Below are 17,921 nucleotides of genomic sequence, written 5' to 3' on the forward strand. Positions count from 1 at the left end.
CGGTCGATTTCCATGCCGGTTTTGCTGGAAACGAGGGCATCGGTTCCTATATCGGGGTTGCCCATGGCGTGTGCTGCGTGCGCCGGGCCGCTGTTGAACGGAGACCTGGATGAAACCCGTTCAGAGGCCGCGCACGCGTGACATCAACTTCCGGTTCGGGCCCCGAGAAGGGCCGCATCAACTCGACCCTTCGCCGATTCCTGGACAGCGAGACTTCCGCCGGGCTCCTGCTGATGGCTGTTGCGATGCTCGCCGTCGCCACGGCCAACTCGCCCTTGTCCGAAGGCTACTTTGCCGCCCTTCACGCCTATGTCGGTCCGCTGAGCGTCCAGCATTGGATCAATGACGCCTTGATGGCCGTGTTCTTCCTGATGGTGGGGCTGGAGATCAAGCGCGAGATGACCGACGGACAATTGTCGAGCTGGCCGCGCCGAATCCTGCCCGGGATCGCGGCGGCCGGCGGCATGATCGTTCCGGCGGCAATCTACGCCGCCCTCAACCACTCCGACCCCGGTGCGATTCGCGGCTGGGCGATACCGTCGGCCACCGACATAGCCTTCGCCCTGGGCGTGCTGTCGCTGCTCGGGCCGCGCGTCCCGACCTCTCTCAAGGTGTTCCTGACGGCATTGGCGATCCTCGACGACCTCGGCGCCGTCATCATCATCGCCTTGTTCTACACGGGCAACCTGTCGCTGCCCGATCTCGCCGGCGCCGCGGCGGTCGTGGCGGCGCTGCTTGCGCTCAACCGGGCCGGGGTGAAATCGCTGGTTCCCTATTTGCTGCTCGGTGTGGTTCTCTGGGTCTTCGTGTACCGCTCGGGGGTTCACGCCACTCTTGCCGGCGTCGTTCTCGCCCTGACCATACCGATCAAGCGGACGCCCGGCACGCCGGAAGCTTCTCCCCAGGTCTCGCCGCTTCACCGCCTGGAGCAGGCGCTTCACGCTCCCGTGGCGTTCCTGATCGTGCCGATCTTCGGCTTCGCCAACGCCGGTGTTTCCTTTGCCGGAGTAACGCCTGCCGTCCTGGCCGAGCCTTTGGCTCTGGGGGTCGCCGGCGGCCTGGTTGTCGGCAAGCTGGTGGGGGTGTTCGGCTCGGTGTTTCTCGTCGTGCGCTCCGGACTGGCCAGCCTGCCGGCGGCGGCGAGTTGGGGGCAGGTCTTCGGCGTCGCGCTGCTCTGCGGCATCGGCTTCACGATGAGCCTCTTCATCGGCTCACTTGCATTCGAAGACGAGGCACTCCGCGACCGGGTCAAGTTCGGCATTCTCGCGGGTTCAATGGTCGCCGGCCTTGCAGGCTACGCGGTGCTGCGGCTCACACGCCGTCGTCGGCCGGCGAACGCGTGATCCACCGGGCGAGCGCCCGCTGCTCGCCGGGCCCGCGTCGTCTTCCCGAACCGGCCTGCCGCGCGAGTGCGGTCGTCCGACCTCGGGGGGGGGAACGGGCCTTGGCCGAAGCCCTCGCTGCCGATGCTTGCGGATAGGGCATCCGGCCGTCGGACAAAAAGAGGCGGGGCCGGAAACATATCCCGGCCCCGCCATCAACAAGAAGCCCTCCGCGCCGTCTGCGGTCAACGCGGAGGGAAAACGATCAGATCACGATGAAATCGGACGCCTGGAGATCGAGATTGGCGTCGAGCGTCGCGATGTGGACCGAGCCGCCGCGAGCGCTGCCGTTGGAATCGTAGAACAGCTTGCCGGTGTCGGTCTCGTACACGATGTGATCGTTGGCGTCCCGCGCCACGCCGCGGCTGTTCTTGACGAAATTGGCGCCGGACAGGACACCCTCGGACGACAAGGCGGTAAACACCGCATTGTCGAGATGGATGACATCGTCGACCACCGAGAAATCGGTGATTCTGTCGACATTCGAACTGGCGCTGAGCGCCGTGTCGAACACGAAGGCATCGTTGCCGAGCCCACCCGTCAACGTGTCGTTGCCGCCGTGACCATAGATCGTGTCATTGCCGGCGCCGCCGTTGAGCGTGTTGGCGCCGCTATTGCCATGAACGACGTTGGCAAGGCTGTTGCCGGTGCCGGAAATATTGGCGGAACCGGTCAGCACCAGCTTCTCGACGTTCGCGCCGAGGGTGAAGCTGACGGACGACCGCACCGTGTCCATGCCGCCGCCGGCAGCCTCGACGACGACATCGCCTGCATTGTCGACGATATAGGTGTCGTCACCCTGATAGCCGGTGAGCGTGTCGGCCCCCTTGCCTCCGTCAAGGATGTTGAGGTTGTCGTTGCCGAGCAGCTTGTCGGCATAGGACGAGCCGACGACAAGCCCGGCGCTGACGATCGTGTCGCCTTCGGCGTGGCCGCCATAGCCCTTGCCGGTCTTGAGGTTCACGGTGACGCCGGCGTTCGAGCTCGCATAGCTCACCGTGTCGCTGCCCTCGCCGCCGTCGAGATAGTCGGCTCCCGCGCCGCCTTCGAGAACATCGTCACCGGCAAGGCCGTAGAACTTCTCGTTGCCGCCGTTGGACACGCCCGAAGCCGGGAGACTGTCGTTGCCGGCGGTCCCGGTGATCGTCTTGACGGTTTCACCCGTACCGCCGCCGGTCTCCGGAACCTCCGGCGTGGTGGTGTCGCCGCCGGTCCCCGGAACCTCCGGCGTGGTGGTTTCGCCACCGGTGCTTCCGCCGCCGACGTCGTAGGGAGACTGTCCTTCCTTGAGGTAGACGTTGCCGGAAATCACGGGCGAGCTGTTGTCGATGGAGAAGTAGTCGTAGTAGCCTTTCTCCATGTAGTTGTTGGTGATCGAGACGCCGGTGATCGGGCCGCCGGAGGCACGGCCGTCGACATAGATCATGATCCCGGGATCGCCGGCGAGATAGTTGTTGTTCACCCTGACGTCCGAGATCGGCCCGAAATCGTTCTTGATGAAGATGTTCGAGGTGTCACGCGCGAACACCGTGTTGCCCTCGACCAGCACGTTGCTTTGACCGCCCTGGATGGCGATGCCGTCATAGTGGGGATCGGAGCCGGGGGCTTGCAGGTCGTGGATGAAGTTGCCCTTGACGATGCCGCCGGATCCTCCACTGAGGCCGATGCCGTTTTCGAAGCCGTAGATGTTGTTGCCGATGAAGGTTCCGTGGCCCATGATGCCGTAGGAGCCGGCCATCTTGCCCTGGCCGTTGATTTCGCAGTTCTGCACCACGAGCCCGCTGGCACTGCCGTTGGTGTTGATGCCCTGCCAGGAACTGGTCGTGATGCGGCAGTTCTCGATGGTGACGTTGGGCGCCATGACATAGATGTCGCCCTTGATGTCGAGGTTCTTGAGCACCGTCCCCGCCTTGGTGACGACGATCGAGCCGGACGGGGTCAGCGTCACGCCGTCCGGAACACCGGTGTTCGACGCGTCTGGGAATCGGCCACTGGTTCCCGCGTCGGTTCCGGCGACGAGGTCGGTGGTTCCTCCATCGGTTCCGGCGCTCGGGTCGGTGGTTCCGCCATCGGTTCCGGCGACGAGGTCGGTGGTTCCTCCATCGGTTCCGGCGTTCGGGTCGGTGGTTCCGCCATCGGTTCCGGCGCTCGGGTCGGTGGTTCCGCCGGTTCCAGCGTCAGGGTCGATGGTGCCGTTGTCGGTTCCGGTGTCGGGGCTGGAGGTGCCGCTATCGGTCCCCGAATCCGTGCCGTCGGTGCTTGCACCGCCGACGTCGGAGGGAAACTGTCCTTCCTTGAGGTAGACGTTTCCGGAAATCACGGGCGAGCTGTTGTCGATGGAGAAGTAGTCGTAGTAGCCTTTCTCCATGTAGTTGTTGGTGATCGAGACGCCGGTGATCGGGCCGCCGGAGGCACGGCCGTCGACATAGATCATGATCCCGGGATCGCCGGCGAGATAGTTGTTGTTCACCCTGACGTCCGAGATCGGCCCGAAATCGTTCTTGATGAAGATGTTCGAGGTGTCACGCGCGAACACCGTGTTGTCCTCGATCAGTACGCCGTTCTGACCGCCCTGGACCGAGATGCCGTCATAGTGAGGATCGCTAGAGCCATCCTGGAGGTCGTGGATGTAGTTGCCCTTCACGACGCTGGAACCGCCGGTCAGGACGATGCCGTTCTCCGCCTTGGAGATGTCGTTGCGCAGGAAGTTCCCGCTTCCCAGGATCGCGGCATTGCTGTCGCCGGAGTAACCCGGCCCGACGAAGTCGCTGTCCTGGATGGTAATGTTCTTTGCCCCCTCGGCATCGACGCCCCACATGCCACCGAAGTTGACCTGGGAGTTCTTGATGACGACGTTGTCGGCCAGGACGCGGAGCGTGCCGTTGATGATCTTGCCGTCGATCACCGTGCCATCCTCGGTGATCGTCATCGGACCGGTATAAACCGTCAACTGCGTGCCGGATGGGACGCCCGTCGTCGTCGCGTCAGGGAATCCAGTCGGTGTGCTTGCCATGCAGAATGCCTTTCTCTAGCCAGCCCCCGCCAGCCAGGATCTTCGTGTCAGTCTTTCGGATGAGCCCGCGTACCCCTTTTAGGTAAGCCGAAGCTACAGTAGCGCCTGCTAATGGAAGTGCGCCGCGCGAGGCAAATCAACAAGCGTGAAGGAATGTATCCCGGAATGGCACGCCCAACCGCAGCAGGAAAATCGATATGCGGCATAGCTTTCCAGAATCATTGGAGAAAACCGGATCGGTTCTCCTGATCCAGGGCCCAGAAAAGCGCAAATTGAATCACATTCCATGCAAGCCAATCAACAGAAGCAGCATTGCCGAGCTGCTGCTTACCCAACGGAATACATCTTCGCTCGACATTGCGAGGGGGCGATTCGCGCGGGTATGGAACTGAAAGGCCGCTTGAAAGTTCGATATTCGACGGGCCTTATCCCTCGGGGCCCGTCGCTTGCCACGCTTCCGGCCCGCCGCGGCGGGCCGGATCTTTCCTTCGACCGACGGTGCTCGTGCCCAGGCTCAGCTTCGCCTGACGAGCTTCAACCTTCGTTCGGAGTTGTGGACGCTGGTGGTGCGGCCGGCGGTTTCCTCGCCGCGCGCATAATGACGTTGCCAGCCCTGGGCGACCGCATCGGGGTCGCGCGCGGCGAGCCTGCTGTCGAAATCTGCGCGGCCTTTCGAGCGCGCCTCGAAAGCGGATTTCAAGGCCGGATCATCGTCCGGCGGGATGATCTCAGGCTGCCGCGGACGAGGCCCGCACGCGGCACCAGGGTGACGTTGGGTTAACACGGTATAGCCGAGATAGCAGTTCGCGAACCGGCCGGCGCCAGCCGGAAGAGGCGATGCGACGTGGCCACGTCAGACGCGCTTGCCGGGGGCTGCAGGCTTTTGCCCCACGGGCAGCCGCGGCCCGGCTCGATTCTCCGCGGGGAGACGGAGATCGCGCCGTCGAAGGTCGCTTGCCGATCAGCAGGCGCTGCAACACAGCAGTCGCGCTGGAGCGGGCGACAGGCTCGTCCGAACAATCATGCCTGTTTCACGAGCCTCAGGAGGACGAGGAGAATGACGGCACCGATCGTGGAATGGATGATGGCCGCAATGATGCCGGACCCGAGACTGATGCCGATCGCCGGGAACAACCAGCCCGCGATCAATGCGCCGACGATGCCAACGACGATGTTGCCGATCAGGCCGAAGCCGTAACCCTTGACGAGTTGGCCAGCCAGCCAGCCGGCCACCGCGCCGACGATCAGGAAGACGATCAAGCTTTCGATGCCCATTGCGGGATCCCTCCGTTGGACGCAGCGATAATGAACGGACAACTCTGCATTGTCGAGTGGCGTCGACGCTGTGGCAATGGCGAGCCCTCGCTCGCCGCCGATCTCAAAATCGGCGCTGTTCGCCGAAACAAGCGGTGCGGTTAAAGGCACCGCGAGTCGGCCTAAGCCTGGCCCCAGTCGCCGCGCGGCCAACCCGCGCCACTTGGCTTTCGCGCCAACGGCTGGCCACGCGGTCGCGCGCTCCACTGGTCAATCCTGTCGACTGATTATGAGCGTCTGAGGGACAATCGCCGTTTCGCACCTAGAGCATTTCCGTTTTCTCCGAATCACGGAAATACTCTTTATCTGTTTTCACGCAATTCCGGACGCAAAACCGCTACGCACTTTTGCTGGAATTGCTCTAGATCAGGATAATATCCGAGGCGGTGAGGGCGAACTTGTTGTCGAGCACGGCGAACAGCACCTTCTGGGCCGCGCCGCTGCCGTCGGCATCGTAGTAGAGCCCGCCGGTCGGCGCATAGTAGACGAAGCGGTCGTTCGCATCGAGCGCCTTGGCCCCCACCACGAAGGCGTCGGCGTTCAGCACCCCGGTGGGACCCGAGGCGACGTCGAAGCGGATGAAGTCGTCCGCGCCGAAATCGGTGATGCGGTCGACACCCGAAGTCGAAAGCAGCGTCTGGCGGAAGATGAAACTGTCGGACCCGAGGCCGCCGCTCAGCCGATCGTTGCCGGCGCCCCCTTCCAGGCTGTCGTTGCCGGCGAGGCTTGAAATTCCGTCATTGCCGGCACCACCCGAAATGATGTTGTTGCCGACATTGCCGATCAGCGTGTTGGCGAGCTCGTTGCCGCCGAGGCTGAGATTGCCTGTGCCGAGCAGCGTCGCCTTCTCGACATTGGCGGCAAGCGTGCCGATGCTCACCAGCGAGCGGATCAGGTCGATGCCGCCATTGGCGCTCTCGATCACCCGGTCGCCTGCATTGTCGACGTCGTAGGTGTCGTTGCCGGCGCCGCCCGTCGCGGTGTCGACACCGAGGCCGCCGGACAGCGTGTCGTCGCCCGCACCGCCGAACAGCGTGTCGTTGCCGGCCGCTCCGGCCAGCGCATTGTTGCCGGCATCCCCCGTGATGGCGTCGTTGAAGCGCGAGCCCATGACCTTCTCGATGCCGGTGAGGATATCGCCCTGGGCGTCGCCACCCACACCACGCCCGGTCGACAGGCTGACGGTGACGCCGGCCAAAGAGCCCGAATAGTCGGCCACATCGACACCGGCCCCGCCGACCAGCGTATCCGCGCCGCCCAGACCTGCCAGAACGTCGTTGCCGTTGCCGCCGTCCAGGCGATTGGCCGTCGCCGCGCCGATCAGCCTGTCGGTACCGCCTGAACCCACGATGTTCTCCATTCCCGACAGCCTGTCACCCTGGGCGTCTCCGCCCGCGCCGAAGCCCGTGGTGAGACTGACCGTGACGCCCGACGCGGAGGCCGAATAGTCCGCCGTATCGATGCCGGCTCCGCCGGCCAGCGCGTCGGCGCCGCCGAGGCCGGTCAAGAGGTCGTTCCCGGCACCGCCGTCGAGGCGGTTCGCTCCGGCCGAGCCTCTCAGCCGGTCCGCATAGGCCGACCCGATCACGCTCTCGATATCAGACAGGATATCGCCCTGGGCGTCGCCGCCCGAAACCGCACCCGTGCCGAGATCGATCGTCACGCCGGCGCTGGAAGCCGCATAGTTCGCCGTGTCGATGCCGGCCCCGCCGATCAGGCGGTCGGCGCCGCCGAGGCCGGCAAGGACATCGTCGCCATTGCCGCCGGTGAGGACATTGGCCGTCGCGGCGCCGGTCAGGCGATCGGCCGAAGCCGAACCGGTGACGGTCTCGATGCCGGACAACGTGTCGCCCTGGGCATCGCCGCCCGTACCCTGCCCCGTCGACAGATTGACCGTGACGCCGGCCGCCGAGGCTGAGTAGTCCGCCGTATCGATGCCGGCTCCGCCGATCAACGCATCGGCGCCGCCGAGGCCGGTCAGCGTGTCGTCGCCCGCACCGCCGTCCAAGCGGTTCGCCCCGGCAGAACCTCTCAGCGTGTCCGCCTGCGCCGAGCCGGTGACATTCTCGACGTCGGTGAGGGTGTCGCCCTCGGCATCGCCGCCCGCAACCGCGCCCGTGCCGAGATCGACTGTAACGGCGGCCGAAGAGGCCGAATAGTCTGCCGTGTCGATGCCGGCCCCGCCGATCAGCTGGTCGGCGCCGCCAAGGCCGGCAAGGATGTCGTCGCCATCGCCGCCGGCGAGGACATTGACGCCCGCCGCGCCCGTCAGACGGTCGGCATGGGCCGAACCTGTGATGTTCTCGATGCCGGTGAGGGTATCGCCTTGGGCATCACCGCCACTGCCCGTGCCCGCATCGAGATCGACCGTCACTCCGAAGGCCGATGCCGAAAAGTCGGCAAGGTCAATGCCGGCTCCGCCGAGCAATGCATCCGCGCCGCCGAGGCCGGCAAGAATGTCGTCGCCATCTCCGCCGTCGAGACGGTTGACGTCGGAGGCGCCCGTCAACCGGTCGGCCTGGGCCGAGCCGGTGACATTCTCGATGTCGGTGAGGGTGTCGCCCTCGGCATCACCGCCGCTGCCCGTACCGGCGTCGAAATCGACCGTCACGCCGACAGCCGAGGCCGAATAGTCCGCCGTGTCGATGCCGCCGCCGCCAACCAACACATCCGCACCACCAAGGCCGGCCAAGATATCTTCGCCGCCGCCGCCGTCGAGCCGGTTGGCACCGGCCGCCCCTGTCAGCCGGTCGGCCGAAGCCGTGCCGGTGACATTCTCGATGTCGGACAGGATGTCGCCCTCGGCGTCGCCGCCAACGCCGGTACCGGCGCCGAGATCGACGGTCACGCCAGCCGCCGAACTGGCATAGTCGGCCGTGTCGATACCCGCACCGCCGAGCAACTGGTCGGCGCCAGCCTTTCCTTCCAGGATGTCGTTGCCGGTCCCGCCGTCGAGCCGATTGGCGCCGGCGTCACCGATCAGAATGTCGCCATGTGCCGACCCCGTGACATTCTCGATACCGGACAGCGTGTCGCCCTGGGCGTCGCTGCCGGTACCCACCCCGAGCGCGAGATCGATCATTATCCCCATGGCCGACAGGGAATAATCCGCCGTATCGGTGCCGCCGCCGCCGACCAGCGCGTCCGCACCGCCGAACCCGACCAAAATGTCATCACCGTCGCCGCCGTCGAGGCGATTAGCGCCGCTGTCACCGATCAGCCGGTCGGCATGGGCCGAGCCGGTGACGTTCTCGACGTCGATCAGCGCGTCGCCCTGGGCATCGCCGCCGCTGGCGGTGCCCACGCTGAGGTCGATCGTCACGCCGGCAGCCGACGCCGAATAGTCCGCTGTGTCGATACCAGCCCCGCCATCGAGCGCGTCGCCACCGCCGAGGCCCGCGAGGATATCGTCTCCATTGCTGCCGCTCAGCGAATTGACGCCGGCGGCACCCGTCAGGCGATCGGCGAAACCCGACCCCGACAGGTTCTCGATATCGCTCAGCGTGTCGCCCTCGGCGTGACCGCCACTGCCGGTACCGGCCGTGAGATCGACCGTCACACCCGAGGCGGAAGCGGAATAGTCGGCCCGATCGATGCCCGAACCACCGACCAGTTCATCGGCCCCACCCAGCCCGGCCAGGAAATCATTGCCGGCGCCGCCGACCAGGCGGTTCGCTCCGGCGCTGCCCAGAAGCGTGTCGGCATTGTCCGAGCCGGTCACGTTCTCGGTGCCGGACAGCGTATCGCCCTGGGCGTCGCCACCGAGGCCGGTGCCGGCGGCGAGGTTGACGATCACGCCGCCGAGCGACGCGGAATAGTCAGCCGTGTCGATACCACCACCGCCGATGAGCACATCCCCACCGCCGAGACCAATGAGGACGTCGTCGCCGTCACCGCCCTCGAGCCGGTTTGCGGTGCCCGTTCCGATCAGCCGATCGGCGAAACCCGATCCGATGGCGTCCTCGATGGAACTGAGCGTGTCGCCTTCGGCATGACCGCCGCTGCCGCCGCCCGAGCCGAGATTGACCGTCACACCGGCACCGGATGCCGAGTAATCCGCCGTATCGATCCCGGCCCCGCCGATCAACTGGTCGGCACCGCCGAGGCCGGCAAGGATGTCGTCGCCGTCGCCGCCGGTGAGGATGTTGACGCCGGCCGCGCCTGTCAGACGGTCGGCATGGGCCGAGCCCACGACATTCTCGATGCCGGACAACGTGTCGCCCTGGGCGTCGCCACCGCCGCCAGTGCCGCTCTGCAGGTTGATCGTGACACCGGACGAAGAGGCCGAATAGTCGGCCAGATCGACCCCGCCTCCGCCGATCAATGCATCCGCGCCGCCGAGCCCGGCGAGAATGTCGTCACCATTGCCGCCGTCGAGGCGGTTTGCCTCGACGCTGCCGGTGAGTCCATCATTGAAGGCGGAGCCGTTGACATTCTCGACATCGATCAGCGTGTCGCCCTGAGCTTCTCCGCCCGAGGCGGACCCGGTGGCAAGGTTGATCGTCACCGCGACCGCTGAACCGTTATAGACGATGGTATCGACGCCGGCGCCGCCGTTCAGCACGTCGCCGAAGGCGCCGCCTTCGAGCGTGTCGTTGCCGCCGCCGCCGTTCAGCGTATCGATACCGCCGGTCACGACGATGCCGGCATAATCGTCGCCAAAGAGTTGGTCGTCGCCATTGGCGCCATTAAGCGTGTCGGCGCCATCGAAACCGACCAGGTCGGTGCCGAGGTTCAGATTGGCGGTCTGGACGTCGTCGAACGCCGAGCCCAGCACCAGTTCGAAGCCGGATAGTGTGGTGCCGACGGCCATGCCGCCGCCGCTGCCCGTGCCGGTTGTCAGGTCGACGATGAAGCCGGAGCCGACGACGCGGCCGTCTATGAGGTCCCTTCCGGCGCCGCCGATCAGCGTGTCGACCCCGCCGCTCAATTGAATATAGTCGTCGCCGTCGCCACCATCGACCAGATTGTCTCCGCCGTCGCCGGCGAGCTGGTCGTTGAAGGCGCTGCCGATCAAGGCCTCGAATCCGACCATTGTATCGCCGACAGCCTCACCGGCGACACCAAAGGCGTTCAGCACCACCCCGACGCCGGCGGTGGCGTCGGCGAAGGTCAGTGTGTCGTAACCGGCGCCGCCGTTCATGTTGTCGGCGCCGAGCCCGCCCTGGATGATGTCGTCGCCGCCCAGGCCAAGGAGCGTATCGTCGCCGGCGAGACCGTTGATGATGTCGATGCCGTCGGGGTTGGCCAGCGCGCCAGGATCCGTGCCCGTGAGCGAATCGCCACCTGGACCGCCATTGAGGACCTGGGTCATGCTGCCTCCCGCCTTCCCGGGCGGCGCAAATCAACCGTTGCCATCAAGGGTCGCGACCCGCCAACCGTGGGTTTATCCAACTTCAATCGGCAAGTCTATGGTGCGTGGCCGGTGCATACGATCGTAGGCGTTGCTCCAGAGCCCGGATGCAAGCCCGGGACAGCAGGTCGCCCATCCGGCTATTGCGGTGGCTGTTTGGTCGATTGTGACTTCGGAGCCGCCGATGGTACGACGAGGCACGTCTTCTTGCCGCTGTCGTCACGGACTTCCCAAGGGCCGCATAATTCCTTCAGGGACTGGGGATCGATCGAGTCGATATCCTCGGCTGCGAGTCCTGAGCGAGCCCGGCACCTGCAGGGCCGCCGGCAAGGACAATGCAGTGACCAAAAGGTAATCGAAATGCATGTCATCCCCGGCACGCGGCGGAGAAGGGTATCCGCGGCGCGAACACGCAAGGCGGACTTCACGAAATCGTCACCGCCAATTCGTCGAGGATGGCAGCGGCCTGCTTCCGGCTCTCGACCTGTTCGCCGTCGAAGACCGGGCCGAAATGGAGCGCGGTAAGCGCCGCGATCAAGCCTTCGGTCAACGCGTGCCGGCGCTCGGGATCGGCGACGGCGCCGGCCGCAAGTGCGGCGAGCCCGATCAGTTCCTGCTCGTCGGTGTCCTGCGCGTCGGCGTCAAGCAACGAATGGAGCTTCGCGATCGCACCTTCGGCCTGCAGCCGGATTTCCGTATTTTCCTGCATTTCGAAGGCTCTCCTCGCCTGTCCGCCGGTTCAACCGGGATCATGATCCATCATGGCGCAGCGGGAGACAACTGCCTCTCGAATTCCGGCGGCAGTTCCCGGATGTGATCCACCCGGGAGACTGCCGTACGGTTCGCCAGGTGCTCAGCGATAGGGCGAGTAGCATTGCTGGCGCGGCCCATGATAGGGCTGGAAGGTGTTGTCGTACGCCCGATAGGACCGGTAGCGGTTGTAGCACCATTGGACATGGGCCGAACCGGACGGCGGACGATAGACAGGCGCGGGCTGGGCGATAGCGCCGCCGATGATCGCGCCGGTGATGAAGGCCGCCGGCGGGAACCACCAGCCGTTGTAGCTCCGCCATCCTGGACGCTGGTAGCGATAGCCGCGGTGACCGTTGTAGTAAGGGCGGCCGTGGTAGTGATAGTAGCCGCGTCGTTGCCTGACCTGCTGAACGTCCGAGGACTGCTCAAGCTTCAGTGGCCGCTGGATCGGCGCCGCCGATGCCGGAGCGATCGTCATGACGCCCGTCACGGAAAACACCGCGGCACAGACTGCCGAAATGACCTTCCTCATTGTCGAACTCCTTTCATGTTCCAGAGAGCACGGGCGGAAGATGATGCCGTGCGAATGAATGCAAGCTGAACGGAAGATGACAATTCCGTAATGTTTTCAGAAGGTTTCCCGACGGCGGCCCGTGGCGGTGGTCAGTGGCGTCTCAGCTATGCGCGAAAATGTCTTCTTCGTCCCAACCCATCAGGTCGAGCTTCGCCCTGGTCGGCAGGAAGCGGAAGCAGGCCGCGGCCTCTTCCGTTCGGTTCTCGCGGGCGAGCCTGCCCGCGAGGGCGTCGCGCAGCCGGTGCAGATAAAGCACGTCGGATGCCGCATAATCGAGCTGCTCGGGCGTGAGCGTGTCGGCCGCCCAGTCCGAGGACTGCTGGACCTTGGACAGGCTGACCCCGAGGAGTTCGGCGCAGATATCCTTCAGCCCATGACGGTCGGTATAGGTCCGCGTCAGCCGCGACGCTATCTTGGTGCAGAAGACCGGTTCCGGCATGACGCCGAAGGCGTGGTAGAGGACCGCGAGGTCGAAGCGGCCATAGTGAAAGAGCTTGGTGACGGCGGGATTGCCGAGCAGGGCCCTGAGGTTCGGCGCGGATTTCTGGCCCGGCGCGATCTGGATGACATCGGCCGTGCCGTCGCCCGGCGAGAGCTGGACGACGCACAGCCGGTCGCGATGCGGTCTGAGCCCGAGTGTCTCGGTGTCGATGGCGACCGCGTCGACGGCGTAGTGGCTGAGATCAGGCAAATCATGCTTGTGGAAGCGGATCGTCATCGTCGTGCTCAGCTCTTCTGCGTCAGCGCGTGGAGGATGCGCGCCCAGGAGCGCTGCCCCTTATGGAAGGAGGTCAAGTCGTATTTCTCGTTGGGCGAATGGATGCGGTCGTCGGACAGGGCAAAGCCGACCAGCAGCGATTCCATGCCGAGGATCGTCTGGAAATCGCCCACGATCGGGATCGAGCCGCCCATGGCGGTGGTGAGCGCGGGGTTCGCCCACTCGTCCGACAGGGCCTGCTGGGCAGACGTCAGGAAGGGCGAGTCGTAGGAAAGCTGGATGGCCGGCGAGCCGCCATGCGGATGGAACACGGCCGAGCAGTCGGCCGGAATGCGCTGCTCGACGAAGGCTCGGAAAGCGGCGCGGATCTTCTCCGGGTTCTGCTTGTGCACCAGGCGGAAGGACACCTTGGCCGAAGCTTCCGCCGCGATCACCGTCTTGAAGCCCTTGCCGGTGTAGCCGCCGGTGATGCCGTTGAACTCGGCCGTCGGACGCGCCCAGACCAGTTCCAGCACCGAGCGCCCCTTTTCGCCCGAGGGAATGGAGAGCCCGATCGGACCGAGGAAGCTCTCCGGCGTCTCGCCGAGATTCTCCCAGGCCTTCAGGATCTGCGACGGCGTCTCCTCGACCCCGTCATAGAAGCCCGGGATGGTGACGCGGCCGTTCTCGTCGTGAATGTCGGCCAGCACCTTGGCCAGGATGCGGATCGGATTGGCGGCCGCGCCGCCAAATTCACCCGAGTGCAGGTCGCGGTTGGCGGCCTTGATCGTGACTTCCTCGCCGACGAGGCCGCGCAGAGCCACGGTGATGGCGGGCGTCTTCGCGTCCAGCATGCCGGTGTCGCAGACCATGGCGAAATCGGCCTTCAGTTCCTCGGCATTGGCCTCGAGGAAGGGGATCAGCGAGGGCGATCCCGATTCCTCCTCGCCTTCGAAAAGCAGCGTGATCCTGCAGGGCAGCGAACCGTGCAGCTTCTTCCAGGCCCGGCACGCCTCGACGAAGAGCATGAGCTGTCCCTTGTCGTCGGAAGAGCCGCGCCCGGTGATCACCTTGCGGCCGGGCTCGATCTCCTTGAGCACCGGATCGAAGGGATCGGCATCCCACAATTCCAGCGGATCGACCGGCTGGACGTCATAGTGGCCATAGAACAGCACATGCGGCGTGCCTGCGGGACCGTCGTGATGGGCCACCACCATCGGATGCCCCGGCGTGTCGCGCACGCTCGCATTGAAACCGATCGTCTTCAAGTCGGCGACCAGCCATTCGGCGGCCTTGCGGCAGTCGGCTGCGAAGGCCGGGTCGGTCGAGATCGACTTGATGCGGACCAGATCGAAGAGGCGGTCGAGACTCTGCGGGAGGTCGGCGTCGAGGCGGTCGAGGACGGGGGCGAGTGCGGACATGGAGCGGCCTTTCGATTCTGCGGCCGCCAAACTAGCGGGCTGCATCGGAAACGAAAAGAGCAGCGGCTTGGGCCAGTGCGATGCGGGGCTAGGTTACAAAAGTGCCGCCGTGGTGGAGGGAAACCACGGCGGCATCTATGAAACGATGCGGCAGCCCGGAGAGGGGGATGAGGCTGCCGCACTGTCCGGCCTAGGCGGGGGACGGGCCTTCGATCCGGACTCGGCAAAAACTGCCGATGCCGGTTATCTGGCGTTCGCAACATGGCGTTTCAAGGGCACAAAGATTACAAGTTCGTAACAAACGCGTGAGATCGCTTCTTCCCAGTCTCCTGACATGGGCGGCGGGTTTCCAATGGACAGGCCAGGGCGCGCACGCTACCGGTTGCGGCATGAAAAAAGGCGACCACCTCTTCCTCGTCGACGGCTCCGGCTACATCTTCCGCGCCTATCACGCGCTGCCGCCCCTGAACCGGAAGTCGGACGGCCTTCCGACGAGTGCGGTATTGGGCTTCTGCAATATGGTGTGGAAGCTCGTCCAGGACGCACGCAGCACCAATGTCGGCATCACGCCGACCCACTTTGCGGTGATCTTCGACTACTCCTCCAAGACTTTCCGCAGCGAGCTCTACCCCGAATACAAGGCCAACCGGTCGGCTCCGCCGGAGGACCTCGTCCCGCAATTCGGCCTTATCCGGCGCGCGACCCGGGCCTTCGGCCTGCCCTGCATCGAAATGGAGGGCTTCGAGGCGGACGACCTCATCGCCACCTATGCGCGGCTCGCCTGCGAGGCGGAGGCCGACACCACCATCATCTCCTCCGACAAGGATCTGATGCAGCTCGTCGGCACCACCGTGTCGATGTACGACCCCATGAAGGATCGCGAGATCAGGATCCCCGAGGTCGTCGAGAAATGGGGCGTGCCGCCGGAGAAGATGATCGACCTCCAGGCGCTGACCGGCGATTCCATCGATAACGTGCCCGGCGTGCCCGGCATCGGCCCGAAGACCGCCGCGCAGCTGCTCGAGCAGTTCGGCGATCTCGACACGCTGCTGGCCCGTGCCTCGGAGATCAAGCAGGAAAAACGACGCGAATCGATCATCGGCAATGCCGACAAGGCGCGCATCTCGCGCGAGCTGGTGCGGCTGAAGAACGACGTGCCCGTGAAGGAAGGCCTGGAAGACTTCAGCCTGCAACCGCCTGACGGCCCGAAGCTGATCGCTTTCCTGAAGGCGATGGAATTCTCGACGCTCACACGCCGCGTGGCCGAGGCAACCGGCACCGACGCGGCCGAGATCGAGCCCGCCTTCGTGCCGGTCGAGACCGGAGCGGATGCGCATGGGCCTGATGTCGGAGCGGGCGCGATCGAGGCAGAGGTCGAGGCCGCCCCGGTGAACGGCGCTGCCGGCGCCCGCCGGGGCCCGGCCGTCGAAGCGGCTGCTCCTTCTCCTGCACCGAACGGCGGCGCGGTGGAAGCGACGTCGCCTTCCATGCTCGCGGCGCAGCGCGCCCAGGCGGCGGTGTCGGCCAAGATCGATCCCGACGCCTATGTGGCGATCCGCGACCTGCCGACCTTGCAGGCCTGGGTGCGGGAGGGCATCGAGGCCGGCGTGGTGGCCTTCGACACCGAGACGACCTCGCTCGACCCGATGCAGGCGGAACTGTGCGGCTTCTCGCTCGCCGTCCGCCCGGGGCGTGCGGCCTATGTACCGCTCACCCACAAGGCGGGCCGCGGCGATCTCCTGGGCGGGGGGCTGGTCGAGAACCAGCTTCCGGTGCGCGCAGCACTGGAGGCGATCCGGCCGCTGCTGGAGGACAGGTCCGTCCTGAAGGTCGGCCAGAACCTCAAATACGACCTCGTCGTGATGAACCGCCACGGAATCGACATCGCGCCCTATGACGACACGATGCTGATCTCCTATGTGCTCGACGGCGGCACGGCCGGCGGCCATGGCATGGATTCGCTGGCCGAGAAATGGCTCGGCCACAAGCCGATCGAGTTCAAGTCGCTGGCCGGAACGGGCAAGGCTTTCAACACGATCGACCTCGCCGAGATCGACAAGGCGACCCGCTATGCCGGCGAGGACGCCGACATCACGCTGCGGCTCTGGCACGTGCTGAAGCCGCGGCTGGCCGCGAAGGGCCTGGTATCGGTCTATGAACGGCTCGAGCGGCCGCTCGTGCCCGTGCTGGCGCGCATGGAGCAGCGCGGCATTTCGGTCGACCGCCAGATCCTGTCGCGGCTGTCGGGCGAGCTGGCGCAGGGCGCGGGCCGGCTGGAGGACGAGATCTACCGGCTTGCCGGCCACCGCTTCACTATCGGCTCGCCGAAACAGCTCGGCGAAATATTGTTCGGCAAGATGGGGCTACCGGGCGGCTCCAAGACCAAGACGGGGCAATGGTCGACCTCGGCCCAGGTGCTGGAAGACCTCGCGGCAGAAGGCCACGAACTGCCGCGCAAGATCGTCGACTGGCGCCAGCTGACCAAGCTGAAGTCGACCTATACGGACGCGCTGCCCGGCTATGTGCATCCCGAGACAAGGCGGGTCCACACCTCATATGCGCTCGCCGCCACCACCACGGGCCGGCTCTCGTCTTCAGAGCCGAACCTCCAGAACATCCCGATCCGCACGACCGAGGGCCGCAAGATCCGCACCGCCTTCATCGCCGACAAGGGCAACAAACTGGTCTCGGCCGACTACAGCCAGATCGAGCTGCGCGTGCTCGCCCATATCGCCGACATACCGCAGCTCAGGAAGGCTTTCGCCGACGGCGTCGACATCCACGCCATGACTGCATCGGAGATGTTCGGCGTTCCCGTCGAGGGCATGCCGTCCGACGTCCGGCGCCGAGCCAAGGCGATCAATTTCGGCATCATCTACGGCATCTCGGCCTTCGGCCTGTCGAACCAGCTCTCGATCCCGCGCGAGGAGGCCAGCGACTACATCAAGCGCTATTTCGAACGCTTCCCGGGTATCCGGGACTATATGGAGGGCAGCAAGGCGTTCGCGCGCGAGAACGGCTATGTCGAGACCATCTTCGGGCGGCGGATCCACTATCCGGAGATCCGCTCCTCCAACCCGCAGGTCCGCGCCTTCAACGAACGCGCCTCGATCAACGCGCCGATCCAGGGCTCGGCTGCCGACATCATCCGCCGCGCCATGGTGCGCATGGAGGCCGCACTCGACGAGGCTGGCCTCTCGGCCCGCATGCTGCTGCAAGTGCATGACGAGCTGATCTTCGAGACGCCCGAGGGCGAGGTCGAAGCGACGATGCCCGTCATCCGCGCGGTGATGGAGAACGCTGCCATGCCGGCCGTGTCGCTCGCCGTGCCGCTGCAGGTCGACGCGCAGGCAGCCGACAATTGGGACGAGGCGCATTGAGGGGGCGGCAGCCCAGGGCATGTGGCCATGGGGG

The 17,921-nt window shown here is 65.5% G+C and carries 11 protein-coding genes; 3 read left to right on the forward strand and 8 right to left on the reverse strand.

What is annotated here, in order from left to right; translation table 11 throughout:
• Window positions 1–137: 137 nt before the first annotated feature.
• Window positions 138–1,343, forward strand: a complete 1,206-nt coding sequence (gene nhaA / locus JN280_RS02900) for a Na+/H+ antiporter NhaA (protein WP_202310028.1) — start codon at window positions 138–140, stop codon at window positions 1,341–1,343.
• 244 nt (window positions 1,344–1,587) lie between these two features.
• On the opposite strand, the gene JN280_RS39215 is transcribed toward nhaA, so the two are convergent.
• The 8 genes from JN280_RS39215 to JN280_RS02950 form a co-directional block, all read right to left on the reverse strand.
• Window positions 1,588–4,395 (reverse strand): right-handed parallel beta-helix repeat-containing protein, encoded by a 2,808-nt coding sequence (locus JN280_RS39215; RefSeq protein WP_244742846.1) that lies wholly within the window; start codon window positions 4,393–4,395, stop codon window positions 1,588–1,590.
• Window positions 4,396–4,909: 514 nt separating this feature from the next.
• Window positions 4,910–5,179, reverse strand: coding sequence for a DUF6065 family protein (locus JN280_RS02920; protein WP_274609063.1), 270 nt, complete (start codon window positions 5,177–5,179; stop codon window positions 4,910–4,912).
• 236 nt (window positions 5,180–5,415) lie between these two features.
• Window positions 5,416–5,670 carry a GlsB/YeaQ/YmgE family stress response membrane protein gene (locus JN280_RS02925; RefSeq protein WP_202314491.1) on the reverse strand — a complete coding sequence of 85 codons (255 nt, stop codon included), beginning with the start codon at window positions 5,668–5,670 and terminating at the stop codon, window positions 5,416–5,418.
• A gap of 400 nt (window positions 5,671–6,070) precedes the next feature.
• Window positions 6,071–11,023, reverse strand: coding sequence for a beta strand repeat-containing protein (locus tag JN280_RS39920; RefSeq protein WP_202310030.1), 4,953 nt, complete (start codon window positions 11,021–11,023; stop codon window positions 6,071–6,073).
• 463 nt (window positions 11,024–11,486) lie between these two features.
• The gene (locus JN280_RS02935) at window positions 11,487–11,771 is read right to left on the reverse strand and encodes a hypothetical protein (protein ID WP_202310031.1); all 285 of its coding nucleotides are present in this window, start codon (window positions 11,769–11,771) and stop codon (window positions 11,487–11,489) included.
• Window positions 11,772–11,915: 144 nt separating this feature from the next.
• On the reverse strand, window positions 11,916–12,347 hold the full coding sequence (locus tag JN280_RS02940) for a BA14K family protein (RefSeq protein WP_202310032.1): 432 nt from the start codon (window positions 12,345–12,347) through the stop codon (window positions 11,916–11,918).
• A gap of 142 nt (window positions 12,348–12,489) precedes the next feature.
• A complete protein-coding gene (locus JN280_RS02945) occupies window positions 12,490–13,107 on the reverse strand; it encodes a ribonuclease D (protein ID WP_202310033.1) in 618 nt (205 codons plus the stop codon).
• An 8-nt stretch (window positions 13,108–13,115) separates the two neighbouring features.
• A complete protein-coding gene (locus JN280_RS02950; protein ID WP_202310034.1) occupies window positions 13,116–14,507 on the reverse strand; it encodes a M20/M25/M40 family metallo-hydrolase in 1,392 nt (463 codons plus the stop codon).
• Here JN280_RS02950 and JN280_RS02955 point away from each other — a divergent pair.
• Window positions 14,506–14,805, forward strand: a complete 300-nt coding sequence (locus tag JN280_RS02955; RefSeq protein WP_202310035.1) for a hypothetical protein — start codon at window positions 14,506–14,508, stop codon at window positions 14,803–14,805. The genes JN280_RS02950 and JN280_RS02955 overlap by 2 nt on opposite strands.
• 91 nt (window positions 14,806–14,896) lie before the next feature.
• On the forward strand, window positions 14,897–17,887 hold the full coding sequence (polA, locus tag JN280_RS02960; RefSeq protein ID WP_202310036.1) for a DNA polymerase I: 2,991 nt from the start codon (window positions 14,897–14,899) through the stop codon (window positions 17,885–17,887).
• Window positions 17,888–17,921 lie beyond the last annotated feature (34 nt).

The sequence above is a fragment of the Mesorhizobium sp. L-8-10 genome (assembly GCF_016756635.1).
GTDB lineage: Bacteria > Pseudomonadota > Alphaproteobacteria > Rhizobiales > Rhizobiaceae.

Bases quoted from the DNA above. Each gene is read 5' to 3' on its own strand.
- JN280_RS39920 (WP_202310030.1), bottom strand. From the start codon at position 11,023: ATGACCCAGGTCCTCAATGGCGGTCCAGGTGGCGATTCGCTCACGGGC.
- JN280_RS02955 (WP_202310035.1), top strand. From the start codon at position 14,506: ATGGAGCGGCCTTTCGATTCTGCGGCCGCCAAACTAGCGGGCTGCATC.
- JN280_RS39215 (WP_244742846.1), bottom strand. From the start codon at position 4,395: ATGGCAAGCACACCGACTGGATTCCCTGACGCGACGACGACGGGCGTC.
- JN280_RS02940 (WP_202310032.1), bottom strand. From the start codon at position 12,347: ATGAGGAAGGTCATTTCGGCAGTCTGTGCCGCGGTGTTTTCCGTGACG.
- polA (WP_202310036.1), top strand. From the start codon at position 14,897: ATGAAAAAAGGCGACCACCTCTTCCTCGTCGACGGCTCCGGCTACATC.
- JN280_RS02925 (WP_202314491.1), bottom strand. From the start codon at position 5,670: ATGGGCATCGAAAGCTTGATCGTCTTCCTGATCGTCGGCGCGGTGGCC.
- JN280_RS02935 (WP_202310031.1), bottom strand. From the start codon at position 11,771: ATGCAGGAAAATACGGAAATCCGGCTGCAGGCCGAAGGTGCGATCGCG.
- JN280_RS02945 (WP_202310033.1), bottom strand. From the start codon at position 13,107: ATGACGATCCGCTTCCACAAGCATGATTTGCCTGATCTCAGCCACTAC.
- JN280_RS02950 (WP_202310034.1), bottom strand. From the start codon at position 14,507: ATGTCCGCACTCGCCCCCGTCCTCGACCGCCTCGACGCCGACCTCCCG.